Annotated in this window: 11 protein-coding genes; 1 reads left to right on the top strand and 10 read right to left on the bottom strand. The window is 54.2% G+C overall.

The window, feature by feature from the left end; translation table 11 throughout:
- Positions 1–97: 97 nt before the first annotated feature.
- The 7 genes from ACFPQ4_RS19700 to ACFPQ4_RS19670 form a co-directional block, all read right to left on the bottom strand.
- Positions 98–1,174: a sulfate ABC transporter substrate-binding protein gene (locus ACFPQ4_RS19700; protein ID WP_378113602.1), complete on the bottom strand. Its 1,077-nt coding sequence runs from the start codon at positions 1,172–1,174 to the stop codon at positions 98–100.
- 44 nt (positions 1,175–1,218) lie between these two features.
- The gene (locus ACFPQ4_RS19695) at positions 1,219–2,283 is read right to left on the bottom strand and encodes a sulfate/molybdate ABC transporter ATP-binding protein (protein ID WP_378113601.1); all 1,065 of its coding nucleotides are present in this window, start codon (positions 2,281–2,283) and stop codon (positions 1,219–1,221) included.
- Positions 2,284–3,081: a sulfate ABC transporter permease subunit gene (locus tag ACFPQ4_RS19690; RefSeq protein WP_378113600.1), complete on the bottom strand. Its 798-nt coding sequence runs from the start codon at positions 3,079–3,081 to the stop codon at positions 2,284–2,286.
- Positions 3,078–3,884 carry a sulfate ABC transporter permease subunit CysT gene (cysT, locus tag ACFPQ4_RS19685; protein WP_378113611.1) on the bottom strand — a complete coding sequence of 269 codons (807 nt, stop codon included), beginning with the start codon at positions 3,882–3,884 and terminating at the stop codon, positions 3,078–3,080. Before cysT ends, ACFPQ4_RS19690 begins: the two co-directional genes overlap by 4 nt.
- 172 nt (positions 3,885–4,056) lie before the next feature.
- Positions 4,057–4,695, bottom strand: a complete 639-nt coding sequence (locus ACFPQ4_RS19680; RefSeq protein WP_378113599.1) for a YigZ family protein — start codon at positions 4,693–4,695, stop codon at positions 4,057–4,059.
- A 100-nt stretch (positions 4,696–4,795) separates the two neighbouring features.
- Positions 4,796–11,287, bottom strand: coding sequence for a beta strand repeat-containing protein (locus ACFPQ4_RS19675; protein ID WP_378113598.1), 6,492 nt, complete (start codon positions 11,285–11,287; stop codon positions 4,796–4,798).
- A gap of 293 nt (positions 11,288–11,580) precedes the next feature.
- Positions 11,581–12,930, bottom strand: a complete 1,350-nt coding sequence (locus ACFPQ4_RS19670; protein WP_378113597.1) for a glucose-6-phosphate isomerase — start codon at positions 12,928–12,930, stop codon at positions 11,581–11,583.
- Positions 12,931–13,151: 221 nt separating this feature from the next.
- Here ACFPQ4_RS19670 and ACFPQ4_RS19665 point away from each other — a divergent pair, with 221 nt between their 5' ends.
- Positions 13,152–14,420, top strand: a complete 1,269-nt coding sequence (locus ACFPQ4_RS19665) for an NAD(P)-binding domain-containing protein (RefSeq protein ID WP_378113596.1) — start codon at positions 13,152–13,154, stop codon at positions 14,418–14,420.
- A gap of 78 nt (positions 14,421–14,498) precedes the next feature.
- On the opposite strand, the gene ppnP is transcribed toward ACFPQ4_RS19665, so the two are convergent.
- The 3 genes from ppnP to purU all read right to left on the bottom strand — a co-directional run bounded on the left by ppnP (position 14,499) and on the right by purU (position 17,924).
- Positions 14,499–14,813 (bottom strand): pyrimidine/purine nucleoside phosphorylase, encoded by a 315-nt coding sequence (gene ppnP / locus ACFPQ4_RS19660; RefSeq protein ID WP_378113595.1) that lies wholly within the window; start codon positions 14,811–14,813, stop codon positions 14,499–14,501.
- Between the two features lie 27 nt (positions 14,814–14,840).
- The gene (gene tkt / locus ACFPQ4_RS19655) at positions 14,841–16,853 is read right to left on the bottom strand and encodes a transketolase (protein WP_378113594.1); all 2,013 of its coding nucleotides are present in this window, start codon (positions 16,851–16,853) and stop codon (positions 14,841–14,843) included.
- Between the two features lie 165 nt (positions 16,854–17,018).
- Complete coding sequence (gene purU / locus ACFPQ4_RS19650) at positions 17,019–17,924, bottom strand: formyltetrahydrofolate deformylase (protein WP_378113593.1); 906 nt, start codon at positions 17,922–17,924, stop codon at positions 17,019–17,021.
- Between the last annotated feature and the right edge of the window lie 21 nt (positions 17,925–17,945).

Genomic DNA, 17,945 nt, shown 5'->3' with positions numbered 1-17,945 from the left:
TATAGTTTTCATCGGTAAAACACCAGGGTGTTTTATACAATGTCCACTATAAGGGGTGCACTTCACGCATGCGAACGTCGGCTATTTCGCTTCTTCGTTATTTTCCGGCGAGCACTTGGTACCAGACGCCCCGTTTGGAGTATAAGGTCTCGCGAACCGCGTCCCAGCCGCCTAAATAAGAAATGTCGAACAGATCGGCAGGTTTAGGGAACTTACTCGCGAACTCGTCTGCGACCGCTTCGTTCACCGGACGGAACCCGTTCTGGGCGAACACCCGCTGCGCCTCCGCGCTTTGCAAATACGCGACGAACGCATCCGCTACGTCCCTAACCCCGTGCTTGTCGGCATTGCGCGCGACGACCGCGGCCGGATTCTCGATCAGAATCGTGCTGTCAGGGATAACGATATCGTACTTAACGCCTTGGGCGATTCTCGCAAGCAACTCATTCTCGTAAGTGACGATAACGTCGCCTACTCCGTATTCGAAGGCCGCCATCGAAGCGCGACCGCTCTTATCCATCGACTCGATGTTACGATGCACGTCCGCAAGAAATTGCTTCGCGTAAGCCGGATCGCTCGCGCCAGTCTCCGCTTCCGAGTGCTTAAGGCCGGCGCCGTATATTGCGTTAATGTCCCACTGCGCACCGCCCGACGTCTTCGGATTCGGATACAGCACCTTGACGCCTTTGCGCTTCAAGTCGTCAAAGCCTCGAATGCCTAGCGGATTGCCTTCCCGCGTGCCGAGCACGACGATGGAGCGAGTGACCATGCCCTTCGTGGCGTTCGCGTTCCAATCCGGATCGACTAGCTTCGCCTTCACGAGCTTCTCGACGTCGCCTTGCATCGCCAGCAGCGTCACGTCCGCTTCGAAGCCGCCGATGATCGCGCGGGCCTGCGTGCCGGACGCTTCGTACGACTCTTGGAACGACACGGATTGCCCGGTCTTCGACTTCCAGTACGCTTTGAACGCCGGCAACAGATCTCCGATCGCGTCCTTCGCAACCGAATAAGCGCCAACGACTAGCGTCACGTCTCCGGATTGCGGCGCAGCTTCCGCCTTCGATTCTCCCTTATTGCAAGCGGTCAACGCCGTCGCGAGGACAAGCGCAAGCAAGAGCGACATGACCAGCGATAAGCGCGAGCGCATATGATAGGTAGGTTTGCCAGAATTCATGTCTTTCCTCCTGCGGTGCCTTTGAAGGCTCCCCTCCGAACCGATTAAATATGAACCGGCAACGGATCTTCCTTAAGCTTATTCTCCATGATCCAGCTGTCGCTGTCGTTAAACAAATAAGCGCGATGGATCAGCACTTGCACTTCGTCTCCCGGATGAAGCACTTGCTTCTCGAGCGAACGGTACGTGACGAGCTTCGACGAGCCGACTTCGACTTCGACGAGCCACTCGCTGCCGCGAAAATGAATATGGCGGACGCGCCCTTTGGCCGTCGCGGACAAAATCGGAAATTCGCTTGGTTGCCCGATCTCCACGTACTCCGGACGTATTAAAGCTTTAGTGCCCGGCCATGAGCTCGCCGTCTCGAATCCGCGCAGCGACGACACGTTGTCGACGATCGTCGACTCGCCGATGAATCCGGCAACGAACGGCGACTGCGGATCTTTATAAATTTCCCAAGGCGAGCCCTTCTGCTCCAGGCGGCCTTTGTTGATAATCATAATTTCGTCGGCCACTTCGATCGCTTCGTCTTGGTCATGCGTAACGAAGATCGAAGTAATGCCCAGCCGGTCGATCATGTCGCGAAGCCACGAGCGCAGCTCGTGTCTGATCTTCGCGTCGATCGCGGCGAACGGTTCGTCGAGCAGCAGCAATTGCGGCTCCGGCGCCAAAGCCCGGGCGAACGCCACGCGTTGGCGTTGGCCGCCGGACAGCTGATGCGGCAATCTGCGTTCGAAGCCGGACAGGCCGGTCAATTCGACGAGCTCCGCTACGCGCTCCTTGATCTTGGCTTTGGACCACTTCTTCACTTCGAGACCGAACGCGATGTTATCCGCTACGGTCATATGCTTGAACAGCGCGTAGTTCTGGAAAACGAAGCCGATGCCCCGCTCTTGCGGAGGCAAATCGTTAACCCGATTGCCGTGGAACAGGATATCGCCGGAGTCGACGGTCTCTAGACCCGCCAGCATGCGAAGAATCGAGGTTTTGCCGCCGCCGCTCGGTCCGAGCAGGCCGATCAATTGGCCTTTGTCGATGGAGAAATTCACGTCTTGAACGGCTTGGAAGCTGCCGAATTTCTTGTTTAAACCTCGAACTTCTACATGCATCTAGTGCACTTCCTTTCGGGATTTGGCCCATTCCATGAATAATAGCAACGTTACCGATCCTGCCGCCAGCACGAGCGCGACTGCGTTCGCCGCGGTCAAGTTAAAGTTCTCTACGTCTTGATAGACGAGCGTTGTCGCGGTCTGCGTCTTGTTAATGATGTTACCCGATACGACGAGCACGGCACCGAACTCTCCGAGTGCCCGGGCAACCGTCAGCACGACTCCGTACACGACGCTCCAACGGATCGAAGGCCAAGTTACGCGCCAGAACGTCGTCCAAGCGCTCGCGCCTAGCGTAGCGGCCGCTTCTTCTTGCTGGCTGCCGATTTCCTGAAGGACCGGCATGACCTCGCGAACGATTAGCGGGAACGTTACGAACAGCGTCGCGATGACCATCCCCGGCAAAGCGTATACGATATCGACGCCCGCCCAGTTGAAGATGGCGCCGAGCGCCGTATCCGGTCCGAGCAGTAAAACGATCATCAGTCCGCCGATAACGGGGGATACCGCGAACGGCAAATCTACGATGCTATTGAGCAATTGCTTAAGCTTGCGGCCGAGCCAGGTTGCCCGGACTAAATATAAAGAAAGCATGACTCCGAACACGGTGTTGATCAAAGTGACGATGACGACGATCGTGCCGGTCATGAGCAACGCATGCCCGGTTTCCGGACGCGTAATGCCGCCGGAAAATCCGCTCCAGCCCTCGTCCCAAGCCCCCATCGCGATCCGAATAACCGGAACGATGAGCAACAATCCGAATACGAATACGGTACAACCGATCCAAAGCCGCCTCATACGCCTTTCCTCCGCATTTGCACGTAGTTGACTGACCAGAGGATCAGCAGGGATAACGTAAGCAGCAACACGCTGACGGCGGTAGCGCCGGTCACGTTGTCGCTCTCGATCTCTCCGAAAATGTACACCGAAGCGATCAGCGTCTTGCCCGGAATGTTGCCCGCTACGAGCACGACCGCGCCGAATTCCGCAAGCGCCCTGGAAAAGGCGAGCATCGCGCCGCTCAAGATGCCCGGTAGCATGTTCGGCAAGATGACCTGCCAGAACGTCTTCGCTTTCGTGGCGCCGAGTGTATACGCGGCTTCTTCTTCGGAAGCGTCCATCTCTTCGAGCAGCGGTTGCACCGCGCGAATGACGAACGGAAACGTAACGAATACCATCGCGATCACGATCGCCGGCTCATGGAACAGGATCGTAAATCCGAGCCGTTCCGCCCATTCCCCCACGAAGCTGTGAGGACCGAGCAAGAGCAGAATCATTAGACCCGCTACGGCCGTCGGCAATGCGAAAGGCAAATCTACGAGACTATTGAGAAGCCGTCTTCCCGGAAACCGGTAACGGATCAATACCCAAGCCGACATCGTACCGACCAGAACATTGACGATCGTCGCGAACAAAGCCAACTTGATGGTCAAAAGAACGGCATTCCAAGCTAGCGGCTCGGATAAATTGTCAATGAACGTAGACCATCCCGCGGATAACGATTGACCGTATATTCCGCAAATCGGCAATACGATCAGCAACACGAAGTATAGCATGACAGCGCTGCGAAATCCCCAGCTCCACCAGCGGCTTTGCATCATGGAACTCACGTTGACGTGTACCTCCTGAAGCTGTGACAGCTGTATATAAGATAATTCCTATTAAATTAGTTGGTATTGATACTTTACCAGATGGCAGCTTATCCCGTCAATCACTTGCACCTAGTGCGACGTACATTTTATTAAAAAAACTAATACAGTCTATTCGATTCCTTTATGGGCGGTCACCCATTGCGATATACTTCGCTTCGCCCGTTGCCAGCAGGGCTTGTCCCTGGGTTACGTCCGTAATCCAGGCCAAGAATCGCTCGGAATCTCCTTCTTCGGGAAGGCACAATACGTTGACCCTGTCGGTAAAAGAAACGTCGCCGACGAGGTAACCTTTGCCGCGGAGCTCGTTCTCCAGCTTGCCGTACCACGTATAGTCGACGTCGACGAATACTTCGCGATGCAGCACATACTCGATCGGCACAGCCGCGTCGATCCCGGCGACCGCTCCGTCCGTGTACGCGCGGACAAGCCCGCCTGCACCCAGCATGATTCCGCCGAAATATCGGGTTACTACGACCGCTATATTTTTCAAACCGCGATGTTTAATGACTTCGAGAATGGGCTTGCCCGCCGTTCCGCTAGGTTCGCCGTCGTCCAATGCCTTCTGATATTGGTCGCGATCCCCGATCATATAGGCGGAACAGTTGTGCGTGGCGTCCCAATACTTCTTCTTCAGCTCCTCGATGAACGCAATCGCCTCCTCTTCGGTGGCAACCGGCTTGGCATGGCCTATGAAACGCGATTTTTTGATAACGATCTCTTGCGAACCGTACTGCCTGACGGTGGAATAACGCGGGAGCACGAAGCACCTCCGATGTTGCATTTTGTCGATAGCATATCATGCGCGGTCAAAAAGAAACAACCCGGCCGAAAGCGACCGGGTTGTTTCTGATTAATAGCTGTTAAGGATTGACTTTAACGTAGAGTGTTGTAGTAACCGTTCCGCCTGCTTGATCATCGGCCACGATCGTGACCAGTACGTCGGAGCCTGGCGTAGTTTCTGCTTCACCATGAATGACGAGATCGGTGCCGTTCAATGAGGCGGTGATGTTGCTGCTAGAAGTACTTACGGAAAGGACTAGCGAATCTCCATCCACATCGGCGAACGTGTTGCTCAGATTGACTGTAATATCTTTACCCACTCTCACCGTTTTGTTTGCGACGTTTCTAGCCGTAGGGTTCGAGTTGACGACCGTCACGTAGAATTCATCCGTAACCGTGCCGCCTTTGCCGTCATTAGCCGTTACAGTGATCAAAGCAGGCGTACCTATAGGAGTACGATGCGTCGGCGTCACGAGAATGTTTTTGCCGCTGACCGTTACCGTAATATCGCTTGATCCGGTTACCGCGGACAAAGTCAGATTGTCGCCGTCATCGTCGCTGAAGATATCCGATGCCGAGATCGTTTGCTTACCGCCGGCAACCGTATAGGTTACGTCAGGTACATTATGACCTGGAATGACATTCGGAGCCGTATTGACGTTTACGTTAAAGCTGGTTGCTTTCGTACCGCCATGTCCGTCATTCGCAGTGACCGTTACTTTGGCCGTACCTTTGCTAAGCGGAATAATCGTAATCTCATTTCCTATGATCGATACTGTTGCCACCGAGGTTCTGTCCGACGCTACCGTGAATGTCAGTGCATCGTTGTCTGCATCGAAGAAGAGATCCGCAGGAACCGTCACTGACTTGGAAGATTCCGTAAGCATTACCGATACGCTTGGCATCGTGTAGTTAACTACCGGCGCCGAGTTATTGACCGTGACGGTGAACGACGTTGAAACCGTGCCGCCCTTTTGGTCATTTGCCGTTACCGTAATCGTTGCAGTGCCCGTTGCCACCGGCTTCAGTACGATTGATGTATTGCTGCTAAGCGGGTCGATCGTTACAAGCGACGGGTTACTGGAGATCGCGGTAATCGTTAGCGGATCACCATTAGGATCGCTGAACTTCGTCGAAATATCGACTGCTTTCGAACCCGTTGCAACAGTCAACGTCTGATTATTGATCTTGCCGTTGACGGTTGGAGCTCCGTTGATCGTAACGCTGAACGTTGCCGTATCGAATCCGCCGTGTCCGTCTTTTACGCTAATCGTGATCGTTGCCGTTCCGCCGGCAACCGGAATGATCCGGACGCTCGTGCTGCCGTTGATCGATACCGACGCAACGCTGGAAATGCTCGAGCTCACCGTGTTCAGCGTTACTGAGTCTCCATCCACATCGGAGAACTTGCTCGAAAGATCAAGAATTAGCGGCGAAGCTCCGACAGTCAAATAGATTGGTGGCGTGAAATCGATGTTGCCAGAACCGTTCTTGCTGATTACCGGTGCGTCGTTGACTGGAGTGTAAGCCACCGTTACCGTCGCGACGTTCGAATCTGCTCCATCCGAATCAGTAGCTTTGAACGTGAACGAGTCTCCGCCGGTCCAGTTCAAATCCGTTGCCGTGTACGTGTAGGCGCCAGTCGCTGCATTCGTGATCGATACCGTGCCGTGGCCCGGTTGTTGCACGATGCTGTAAGTCAACGATGCGCTGTCTATGTCCGTTGCAGCCAGCGTGCCAGAAGCAGAAAGATCTTCTACTACCGTCAGGCTGCCGGTCGTCGCTACCGGTGCATCGTTCGTGTTCGCGACCGTAATCTTGAACGTATCCGTTACCGTGGCGCCGCTGTCGTCCGTTGCCGTTACCGTGATTACGGATTCGCCTACGTCCTCGTTTGCAGGCGTTCCGTTGAACGTGCTGCCGTCGAACGTCAACCAAGTAGGCAGGCCGCTCGCCGAATACGTCAGATGATCGCCTGCGTCCACATCAGCGAACGTGCCTGCTGGGATCGCGAAGCTGAATGCGGCATCTTCCGTTGCGTTTTGATCAGCGATTGCTGTTGCAAGCGTCGGTGTATCGTTCGTGTTCGCGATCGTAATCGTGAACGTGTCCGAAGTCGTTGCGCCGCTGCCGTCCGTTGCCGTTACCGTAATGACTGCTTCGCCAACGTCTGCGTTTGCTGGCGTACCGCTGAACTCGCTGCCGTCGAACGTCAGCCAGCTTGGCAAGCCGCTCGCCGTAAGCGTCAGATGGTCGCCTTCATCCACATCAGCGAAAGTGCCTGCTGGGATCGCGAAGCTGAATGGAGCATCTTCCGTTGCGTTTTTATCTTCCAGTTCAACCGCTACCGTCGGTGCATCGTTCGTGTTCGCGATCGTAATCGTGAACGTATCCGTTACCGTGGCGCCGCTGTCGTCCGTTGCCGTTACCGTGATTACGGATTCGCCTACGTTCTCGTTTGCAGGCGTTCCGTTGAACGTGCTGCCGTCGAACGTCAACCAGGTTGGCAGGCCGCTCGCCGTATACGTCAGATGATCGCCTGCGTCCACCTCAGCGAACGTGCCTGCTGGGATTGCGAAGCTGAATGGGGCATCTTCCGTTGCGTTTTGATCAGCGATTGCTGTTGCAAGCATCGGTGTATCGTTTGTGTTCGCGATCGTAATTTTGAACGTGTCCGAAGCCGTTGCACCGCTGCTGTCTGTTGCCGTTACCGTAATGACTGCTTCGCCAACGTCTGCGTTTGCTGGCGTACCGCTGAATTCGCTACCGTTGAACGTCAGCCAGCTTGGCAGACCGCTCGCCGTAAGTGTCAGATGATCGCCTGCGTCCACGTCAGCGAAAGTGCCTACTGGGATCTCGAAGCTGAATGGAGCATCTTCCGTTGCGTTTTTATCTTCCAGTTCAACCGCTACCGTCGGTGCATCGTTCGTGTTCGCGATCGTAATCTTGAACGTGTCCGAAACGAATGCGCCGCTGTCGTCTGTTGCCGTTACCGTGATTACGGCTTCACCTACGTCAGCGTTAACAGGCGTGCCGCTGAACGTGCTGCCGTCGAACGTCAGCCAGCTTGGCAGGCCACTCGCCGTAAGCGTCAGATGGTCGCCTGCGTCCACATCAGCGAACGTGCCTGCTGGGATCGCGAAGCTGAATGGGGCATCTTCCGTTGCGTTTTGGTCAGCGATTGCTGTTGCAAGCGTCGGTGCATCGTTCGCGTTCGCGATCGTAATCGTGAACGTGTCCGAAGTCGTTGCGCTGCTGCCGTCCGTTGCCGTTACCGTAATGACTGCTTCGCCAACGTCTGCGTTTGCTGGCGTACCGCTGAATTCGCTACCGTTGAACGTCAGCCAGCTTGGCAGGCCGCTCGCCGTAAGCGTCAGATGGTCGCCTTCATCCACATCAGCGAAAGTGCCTGCTGGGATTACGAAGCTAAATGGTACATCTTCCGTTGCGTTTGTATCATCCAGTTCGACGGCTACCGTCGGTGCATCGTTCGTGTTCGCGATCGTAATCGTGAACGTGTCCGAAGCCGTTGCGCCGCTGTCGTCCGTTGCCGCTACTGTGATTACGGCTTCACCTACGTCAGCGTTTGCTGGCGTACCGCTGAGCGTACCGCCTGCGAACGTCAGCCAGCTTGGCAGACCGCTTACGGTAATCGTCAGATGGTCGCCTGCGTCCACGTCAGCAAACGTGCCTGCTGGGATTGCGAAGCTGAATGGAGCATCTTCCGTTGCGTTTTTGTCATTCAATGCAATGGCTATCGTCGGCGCATCGTTTACTGCCGTGTACGCCACCGTTACCGTTGCCTCGTTCGAATCCAATGCACCTGGCGCCCCTACCGCACCGTCCCTGGCCTTGAACTTGAAAGAGTCGCCTCCGGTCCAGTTCGGATCCGTTGCCGTATACTTATAGGCACCTGTTGCTGTATTCGTGATGACAACCGTGCCGTGGGCCGGTTGCTGCGTGATGCTGTAGATGAGAGATGCGCTGTCAATGTCCGTTACAACCAACGTGCCTGTAGCAGACGAATCTTCTTCGACCGTCAGGTCGCCGTTCGTTGCCACTGGAGCATCATTCACCGCCGTAACGGAAATCGTTACCGACACGACGTTCGAATCAGCCGCGCCGTCGTTTGCATTGTAGGTAAAGCTATCCGTCCCGTTAAAGTTAGCGGTTGGCGTGTAAGTGAATGTACCGTTCGCATTCAGGGTTACGCTGCCATTCGATGGGTTCGATACTTTAACCGCCGTTAAAGTATTGCCGTCGATATCGGAGTCATTATTCAGGACGCTGTCTGCAATCGCAGTCGTCAGCGTGCCATCTTCCGCTACGCTGAAGCCGCTATCGGCTACAGCAACCGGTGCATCGTTGACCGCCGTAACGGAAATCGTTACCGACACAACGTTCGAATCAACAGTTCCGTCGTTTGCATTGTAGGTAAAGCTATCCGTCCCGTTAAAGTTAGCGGTTGGCGTGTAAGTGAATGTACCATTTGCATTCAGGGTTACGCTGCCATTCGATGGGTTCGATACTTTAACCGCCGTTAAAGTATTGCCGTCGACATCGGAGTCATTATTCAGGACGCTGTCTGCAATCGCAGTCGTCAGCGTGCCATCTTCCGCTACGCTGAAGCCGCTATCGCCTACAGCAACCGGTGCATCGTTGACCGCCGTAACGGAAATCGTTACCGACACAACGTTCGAATCAACAGTTCCGTCGTTTGCTTTGTAGGTAAAGCTATCCGTGCCGTTAAAGTTAGCAGCTGGCGTGTAAGTGAATGTACCATTTGCATTCAGGGTTACGCTGCCATTCGATGGGTTCGATACTTTAACCGCCGTTAAAGTATTGCCGTCGACATCGGAGTCATTGTTCAGGACGCTGTTCGCAATCACAGTTGTCAGCGTTCCGTCTTCCGTTATGCTGAAGCCATTATCGGCTACCGCAACCGGCGCATCATTCACCGGATTGACGGTCAACAAGAACGTATCCGAAACCGAAGTCGTACCGTCATTAACCGTAATTGATATTGTTGCCGACCCGTTTTGATTTAGTGCAGGGGTAATCGTTACTGTGCGGCTCGCTCCGCTACCGCCGAATACGATGTTAGCATCCGGCACTAGTGTCTGACTGCTGGAGGAACCTGATACCGTGAGGCTTCCTGCTGCTGTCTCCACATCGCCTACCGTGAAAGTAATAGCCGGCGATGTTGCGGTATCCTCGTTCGTTGATTTATTCGTAATGTCCGTGATCGTCGGTGCATCGTTGACCGCTGCAATGCTCATTGTCAACGTCGCCGATGTCGATGAGTAATTCGTGCCGTCGGAAGCGCTCCATTTGAAAGTCGCATCGCCGTTAAAGTTTTGGGCTGGTGCAAAGGTGATCGTACCCAAATTAGCAGCTGTGACCTCTTGATTGAGAGATGCATTACTGCCGCCTATCTTCAGCAATCCTTGGGCAGCCGTAGGCAATTCGGTTATTTTGATCTTGTTCAATGATTGCCCGTCCGCATCTGCGTAATTCCCCGTGAAATCCGCCGCGCCGAATGACAATGAATTATCTTCCGTTCCATTCTTCGCGCTTGATGCTACAGTCGGAATGGAATAGATCTTATACTGAAGCTCCAACACATCGCTATCTCTGCGACTAGCTCTAGTATTAAAAGCTTTCACATAAACAGTCTGTCCGGGAGAGCCAGTTAATGATAAAGTGATGCTATTATTCGTCGTATTACCCGTATTATTAGTTCTGGACGGCATGCTTCCATCCGTCGTGTAATACGTTCTGGTAGAAGTATCGCTGTCATTCTGATTAATTGTAATGTTGGTATTATTGCTAACTACCGAGCCTGATGCGGCACTACCTGCCGCTAACGTAGGCGTATTAACCGAACTATCGTTGCTGAAAGTATACGAAAATGTGATAACCGGGCTGTTGCTAGCCCCCGCAGATGCGGCCATAGCTTTTACTTTTGTCGAGTTGCCATCTACGCCTGTCAAAGTAATCGTTCCGCCGTTCGTCACGCTTTGCGAGCTAGTTGTTGGATCTGACGGCGTACTTCCTGAAGTGTTGCCGACCGTATAGTAAATGGTGGCGCCTGACGTAGCCGATACCAACTTGATCGTATTGGCGGCGTCGTTCAGAATCGCATTATTGCCTGGGTATGCCGTTGGTGCAGCGGTCGGTGCGACAATCGTATAAGTAAAAGTCTGTATGGCGCTGTTGCCATCAATAATGCTAAACGCGCCGGCTTTGATTACGAATTGCGAGCCTACTGTACCGCTCACCGTTACCGTCGCATTCCCTTGATTGCTGGAACCGCATTGCGTAGGAGCTATTGGTGTGGTCCCGTTTCGCGAAGGTGCCACAATCGACGTATTGCTTCCCGTCGTATAACAGACCGTCCCATTGCTATTATTATCTAGGACGATCGAACTCCCGACCGTTACGTTGCCGCTGCCAGGCGTTGCGCTTGGAACCGGCGGCGCCGCGCTAGCAATCCCCGCGAAGCCCACGATCGCCAATCCTACCGCAAACAACAAACTAATCAAAACCCTGCTTGTCCTTATGCTGGTCATTTTCTTTCCTCCATTTTAGGTAAATAAGACGAATTGCCTACCAACTGCACCTGCTCCGCTCGGTCCGAGCCCTACTTTTCGATCACCCTTCCATGTCGAACGAATAGTATCATTAAGATACGTATTGTAACGCTATACAGATAGTAACATGACTTTTTCGATTTGTATACACATTGTATCGTTATTTTTGGCATAATTTACCCATCGCCGTCGTTCAAACGCAAAAAAAGAGCCTTCCCTTGGTCCGAAGACCTAACGGGAAAGCTCTGTTGTTTGACAGCATTCGATTTAGCTTACAGTCGCGCTTCAAGCGCCTTCTTCTGCTCTTCGAAGCCCGGCTTGCCGAGTAACGCGAACATGTTCTTCTTGTACGCTTCGACGCCTTCTTGGTTGAAAGGGTTAACGCCGAGCAAGTAACCGCTCACGCCGCACGCGATCTCGAAGAAATACACCATGTAACCGAACGTGTAAGGAGTCATGTCCGGCAAGTTCACGATCAAGTTAGGCACTTGACCGTCGGTATGCGCGAGCAACGTTCCTTCGAACGCTTTCTTGTTAACGAAGTCGAGCGTCTTGCCAGCCAGGAAGTTGAGGCCGTCCAGATCGTCGTCGTTGCGCTGGATCGTGATTTGGTCCGCTACACTGCCCACTTGAAGCACCGTTTCGAATATAATCCGGTTGCCCTCTTGGATGAACTGTCCCATCGAGTGCAGATCGGTGGAGAAATCGACGGATGCCGGGTAAATGCCTTTGTAGTCTTTGCCTTCGCTCTCGCCGTAGAGTTGTTTCCACCATTCGGATACGAAATGCAGACCTGGCTCGTAGTTGACGAGAATTTCGACCGTCTTGCCTTTGCGGTAAAGCGCGTTACGCACGGCAGCGTATTGGTACGCTCCGTTCTCGCTCAGGTTCGGGTTGTTGAGTTCCTTAGCCGCATCTTGCGCGCCCTCCATCATCGCTTCGATATCGATACCAGCGGCTGCAATCGGCAGCAAACCTACGGCCGTCAACACGGAATAGCGTCCGCCGACGTCGTCCGGAATGACGAACGTTTCATATCCTTCTTCGGTAGCAAGCACCTTAAGCGCTCCGCGAGCCTTATCGGTCGTCGCGTAAATACGTTTGCGGGCTTCTTCTTTGCCGTATTGGCTCTCGAGCGCTTCGCGGAAAATGCGGAACGCGATCGCCGGCTCGGTTGTCGTTCCCGATTTGGAGATAACGTTGATCGACCAGTCTTTGCCTTCGAGCGCTTGGAGCAGGTGCGTTACGTAAGTCGAGCTGATGTTGTTGCCCGCGTAGAAAATTTGTGGCGTTTTGCGTTGGTCTTTGGACAACGTATTATAGAACGAGTGTTGAAGCATTTCGATCGCCGCGCGGGCGCCGAGGTAAGAGCCGCCGATGCCGATGACGACGAGCGCGTCGGAATCGGATTGGATTTTGCCTGCGGACTTCTGGATCCGAGCGAACTCTTCTTTATCATAGTCGGACGGAAGATTGATCCAGCCCAAGTAATCCGAGCCTGCACCCGTTCCGTTATGTAATTGCTCATGCGCCAGCTTCACCGCCGGTGCCAAGTTGTCCATCTCATGCTGTCCTACAAACTGAAGTGCTTTGGAATAGTCGAACTTTACGCTTTTGCTCACGATATTCTTCTCCCTTTCGCGACCCCACGGTCTTTGAACATTAGATATAGAATACTTAAAAATAGGTGTCGGCACAAGTGAAACTGCAATAATTACGTCATAAATAAATATATCGTATGTCATAAACACTTTCTATTGCCACCCTCTGTCCGAATAGGCACTCGGGTGAAAGTGAGATATAATGAAACTTAGCAAATATTGTTGAATAAGGAGACGATCGAATGAAGTCCATCGGATTTATCGGACTTGGCGTCATGGGCGAGCCTATGGCGGCGAATCTGTTACGCAAAGGATACCCCGTAACCGTATTTAACCGCTCCGCAGGCAAAGACGAGCAATTGCTCAAGCAAGGGGCGGACGCTGCGGCGTCGCCAGCTGCGGCTGCACGAACGGCGGACATCGTCATTACGATGGTCAGTAACGATTCGGCGGTTGAAGAGATTTATTATGGCGCGGGTGGAATCATCGAAGCGCTTAGACCGGGTACGACCGTCATCGATAGCAGCACGGTTTCCCCGGATTTATCTAAGAGAATCGCGGCGAGCGTCAACGAAAAATTCAGCGATTTCATCGACGCGCCGGTCACCGGCAGCAAGCCGGCGGCGATCGACGGCTCCCTGCTGTTCATGGCCGGAGGAGACGAGCATGTCGTTGATGCGCATCGCGAGCTGTTGCTCACGATGGGGCGCGACGTCGTGTACGTAGGTGCTAACGGCAGCGGCGCGACAGCCAAGTTGGCGCATAACACGATCGTCGGCATTAACGCGGCGGGCTTGATCGAAGGCATGGCGATCGCCGCCAAGAGCGGTCTCGACGCGAACGCGTTCCTGCGAATCGTTCAGTCCGGAGGCGCGGCGAGCAAGCAAGCCGACCTGAAGGGCCGCAAAATCATCGACCGGGACTATGGCGTGCAATTCTCGCTAGGTCTTATGCTTAAGGATCTGCGCCTCTCTTCCGTCCTTACGGACGGCATCGGCGTATCGACGCCGATGCTCGAAGCCGCTAAGAGCTTGTTCCAGATCGGACAAGCGGCTGGGCTCGGAGAGTCGGACGTAGCTGCTCTCGCGCAAGTGTACGAGAGCTGGATCGGCAAGCAGATCGGGGAACCTCCGGCGCCACCAGTTGCCGCTAAATCTGATGAAACCACCGGAGCGGACCGCCGCAAGAAGACTCGTCTTCCGCTTAGCGTCCCGATCATGATGTCGATCTATCAATGGCAAGAAGCCGGCGGCTTCAGCGGGCAGTCCGTCGAAGGTACGTTGCTCGACTTATCCGAAGATGGCATCCAGGTCGGCTCGCCATTCCCGCTCGAACAGGACATGTTCGTCGTCATCCACTTCCAGAAGGAGTCCGAGCTGCCTCCTATGACCGCCAAGGTCATCCGCATCGAGCGGAAAAACGGCCAATTCCAATACGGTTGCTTGCTCGCGGGCTTACCGTTATTCCAAAGACTGCAGTTGAAGCAATATATCGAAGGGCACGTGGAATAAGAGCGTTTTTAACCCTGAAACGACAAAACGGCTGAACAGGAAGCTTCCTGCTCAGCCGTTTCTTTATGCGTACTCCGATTAATCCAAGTACGAGCAAATATAGTCGGTTACCGTTCTTACTTTCAGCTTGAAGCTGGCGTTAGCCGGCACTTCGAAAGCTTGCGGCTCGGTAATTTCAAGCCAGTCGGATTTACCCGGAAGCAATACGGAAAGCTCGCCGGATTGGATGTCCATGATTTCCTTCTGCGACGTTCCGAATTCGTATTCGCCCGGCAACATGATTCCCAGCGTTACTTTCGTTCCATCTTCGAAAATGACCGCGCGGCTCGTTACTTTGCCTTCAAAGTAGACGTTCGCTTGTTTAACTACCGATACGTTGTTGTATTGCGACATGGTTTCTCTCCCGCTCCCCTGTGCGTATTACAGCAATTTATTGAATTGCGCCACGACGTTCTCCACCGTGAAGCCGTATTCTTTGATTACGCGATCGCCCGGTGCGGATGCGCCGAACGTGTTGATGCCCAGTACCGCGCCGCCGTCGCCGACGTAACGCTCCCATCCGAACGGATGAGCCATCTCGATCGCCAGGCGAGCTTTAACGCTCTTAGGCAATACGCTTGCTTTGTAAGCCGCGTCTTGAGCTTCGAATAGATCCCAGCTCGGCATGCTGACGACGCGGACGTGGACGCCTTGCTCGGCAAGCGCCTTCTGCGAAGCGACAGCGAGTTGAACTTCGGAGCCCGTCGCGATCAGGATGCCTTGCGGATTGCCGTTGGCCGCTTCGGATACGACGTATGCGCCTTTGGCGATGTCCGCGCGAGCGTTCGACGTGCCTTCGAGAATCGGCAAGTTTTGACGAGTCAATACGAGCGCGACCGGCTTTTCTTTGTTTTGAAGCGCGTAAGCCCATGCTGCGGAAGTTTCGTTGCCGTCGGCAGGACGAAGCACCGTCAGGTTAGGGATGATGCGGATCGAAGCGAGCTGCTCGATCGGTTCGTGCGTAGGGCCGTCTTCCCCGACCGCGATGCTGTCATGCGTCAAGACGTATACGACCGGAAGACCCATGATCGCAGCCAGACGTACCGCTGGACGGAGATAGTCCGTGAATACGAAGAACGTACCGCCGAATACTTTCAGACCGCCATGCAGCATAATGCCGTTCATCGCTGCAGCCATAGCGAATTCGCGTACGCCGAAGTAGATGTTGCGTCCGTCATAGTTGCCCGGTTTGTATACCGACAAGCCCTTCAGGTGCGTCATCGTTGAGCTTTCAAGGTCCGCGGAACCGCCCACGAGTTGCGGAACGTTCTTAGCAAGACCGTTCAGAGCGTTACCCGAAGCCACGCGCGTGGACAACGGTTTGTCTTCCGTCGTGTACTTCGGAAGATCCGCGTCCCAACCGCTTGGCAATTCGCCTGCGATTGCCGCTTCGAATTGCGCTGCCAAAGCCGGATGAGCAGCTTTGTATTTCGCGAATTGCGCATCCCAGGCTGCGTTCGCTTGCTCGCCGGATTTCTTCACTTCGTCGAAATGAGCGCGAACTTCTGCCGGCACGTGGAAATCTTCATGCGGCCATTCGTAGAACGCTTTGGTCAATTTCGACTCGTCGCCGCCGAGCGGGGAACCGTGAGGGCCCGCATGTCCGCCTTTGCCGCCTTTGTTAGGAGAGCCGTAACCGATGACCGTTTTCACTTCGATCAAGGTCGGTTTGCTCGTATCGGATTGGGCCGCCGCGATAGCCTTAGCCAACGCGTCGAGATCGTTGCCGTCCTCTACGCGGAGATATTGCCAGCCGTAGCCTTCGAAACGCTTTTGCGCGCTCTCGGACATCGACAAGTTCAGCTCGCCGTCGAGCGAGATATCGTTGGAATCATAAAGTACGACCAATTTACCGAGTTGCATATGACCGGCCATAGAAGCGGCTTCGTGAGAAATCCCTTCCATCAAATCGCCGTCGCCGCAAATCGCGTACGTAAAGTGGTTGATAACGTTAAAGCCGTCGCGGTTGTACGTTGCGCCGAGTTGCGCTTCCGCCATAGCCATTCCGACAGCCATTGCGATACCTTGGCCGAGCGGTCCCGTCGTTGCGTCAACGCCGGCGGTGTGACCGAACTCGGGGTGACCCGGCGTCAAGGAACCCCATTGACGGAAGTTCTTCAGCTCTTCGATAGGCAGATCATATCCGCTAAGATGGAGAAGGGAATACAGAAGCATGGAGCCATGACCCGCGGAGAGAACGAAACGATCGCGGTCGATCCACGTCGGTTGGGATGGATTGTGCTTCATCGTTTTGGCGAACAATTGGTAACCCATCGGCGCTGCGCCCATCGGCATGCCGGGATGTCCGGATTTGGCCTTCTCGATCGCATCGATGGAAAGCGTGCGGATCGTCGTTACGGATAATTGGTCAATCGTCTTCGTGCTAGCTGTCATTGCTGTAAAACCCTCCTCGTGTCTATTCCCGTACGTTCTCGGCGTTATCGCCTAGGATCGTACAGATATAAGCTATCAATCATTTTGCCTATTGTACCATGGTCCCCATCGGATTGCTATAAATGTCCGTACAAGTTTGCACTTCGGATTCGCTGATTTTCAGGCTTATACGAACGCTACCGTCTTGTTCTGGAACACGAGCAACCGGTCTTCGATATGCCATTTCACGGCGCGCGCGAGCACGATCCGTTCGATATGGCGACCCATACGCTTCAGCTCGTTCACGTTATCCCGATGGCTGACGCGTTGAATATCCTGCTCGATGATCGGTCCGCCATCCAACTCTTCCGTCACGTAATGCGCGGTTGCCCCGATCAGCTTAACGCCGCGATCATACGCTTGTTGGTACGGCTTGCCGCCGACGAACGCAGGCAAGAACGAATGATGAATGTTAATGATCCGGTTATGGAACTGCTCGATGAACTTCGGCGGAATGATCTGCATGTAGCGCGCGAGCACGATCAGATCGACTTTGCCGGACGTCAGCTCGCGCTGTTGGCGCTCCGCCTCGGCCTTCGTATCCGGCGTAACCGGTATGTAATGGTACGTAATGCCGAACGATTCGACTAGCTCTCGCATATCCTGGTGGTTGCTAATAACCATACTGATCTCGGCATCGAGATCGCCTGCTTGCCATTGCCACAGCAGTTCGAGCAGCGCATGATCTTCCTTGGATACGAATATCGCTACCCGTTTGCGGCGCGCCGCGCGGAAAATACTCCAGCGCATCGAGAACCGGTCCGCAACGCGCCCGAAATCTTCCTGCAACGTAGATAGGCGCAGCTCCAAGTCTTGCAAATCGAATTCGATCCGCATGAAGAACATGCCGCCTTCCGGATCCATCGTATACTGGTCCGATTGCACGATATTCGCGCCTTGCTCATATAGAAACTGCGATACGGCTGCTACGATTCCCGCCCGATCCGGGCAAGAAATCAGCATGCGCGCCCGATTGCTCTTGTCTTCCCGCCGCTTCACTTCTTGCGGCTGATATACTGGTTGTTGACTCATCTTAAGGTCTCTTCCTCTCTC

It is taken from the genome of Cohnella yongneupensis (assembly GCF_042655785.1).
Lineage (GTDB): Bacteria > Bacillota > Bacilli > Paenibacillales > Paenibacillaceae > Cohnella > Cohnella yongneupensis.
This window is presented reverse-complemented; position numbering and strand designations above follow the sequence as displayed.